This is a genomic window from Catenulispora yoronensis, assembly GCF_039531695.1.
Lineage (GTDB): Bacteria > Actinomycetota > Actinomycetes > Streptomycetales > Catenulisporaceae > Catenulispora > Catenulispora yoronensis.
In genome coordinates, this window is sequence record NZ_BAAAQN010000146.1 from 1 (window position 1) to 1212 (window position 1212).

General features: G+C 33.7%; 1 protein-coding gene. It reads right to left on the minus strand.

The window, feature by feature from the left end; genetic code table 11:
* Window positions 1-275: 275 nt before the first annotated feature.
* Window positions 276-1212, minus strand: a 937-nt coding sequence (locus tag ABD481_RS46405) for an IS1380-like element ISEcp1 family transposase (RefSeq protein ID WP_256084195.1), incomplete at its 5' end; no start/stop codon positions are given.

A 1212-nucleotide genomic window follows, 5' to 3' on the forward strand; every position in this document is an offset into this window, starting at 1 on the left:
TTGCGACCCACCACTCTGCATGCCAGTATCTGGACATATAGCCATCCAGAAGTCTAAAAATTCAAATACCTAAATTCCACGTGTGTTTTTTATTAGCTTCAAAAATCACTATTTCACGAAGAATTTAGACTGCTTCTCACACATTGTAACATTATTTACAACCACCTTTCAATCATTTTTGATAAATCATTGATTTCATCTTTGCTGCAATGATACTTAATAAACTCTGCAAGTTATCCACAGAGCAACACTCAATTTTATTGATGATATTCTTATTATACCAGACATTTTTCATACACTCCCTTGTACGGATAGTTTTCCGACAACTTCATGATTACATATCTTGCGGTTTTGATTATTTTTGCTGCAAGAAATACATACTTCAAACGAAAGGTCTTTATTTGCTGTCTGTATTCTGAAGAGTCCAAGGAATCAAACTTGAACAACAAAAATAGGTTATATGAAAGCATCATCATTTGAAACACGGCTTCATTCGCCCAAAATGACTTTAGCAAGAGATGACCCACCGCCATGTCGTATTTGGCTTCTTTGATATAGTTTTCAGCATTACCACGCTTTTCATAGTATATAACTACTTTTTCAGAAAGCAAGGTAGTATTTGTTACAAAGAAAAAGTAGTCGTATTCGGAACCTTCTAAAAGTGATAATTGTGCTCTTTCTTTTTCTGGTTTCAGTACGCGAGATACGACAAATCTTCTGTCTTTTTCCCATTTAACTAATTTTGTATACAGTTCTGTAGTTTCTCTACCTTCTTCTCCTTTAACGAATACAATTGATGAATTCGTTGCTTGTGAGGTGAGTGTAGAATAACTTTTGGCTTTAATTAAATATTTGCATCCAAGAGATTCTATCGTTTCGATAATTTTTTCATCAAAGTAGCCACTATCCATTCGAAATAAAATTTCTAAATCGTCTGATTTGATGTTAGCAACAATTTCTTTGATCATTTCCGCAGCACCGTTTGCAGTGTAAGTATTGCCACTTCTTACAAATCCGGTAACATATGCTTTTAATTCGTCGCAAAATGCAAATTGGATATTGTAGCATCGGTTTCCCAGTTTCTTAGGATTATATCCTTTTGACGCACCTTCTTGATGACCTTCTACGTTAATTACACTACTATCAATATCAATCGTAATGGATGTCAATTTACTTTTAGTGAGCAGTTTTTTAAAGACTTTAAAATTAATG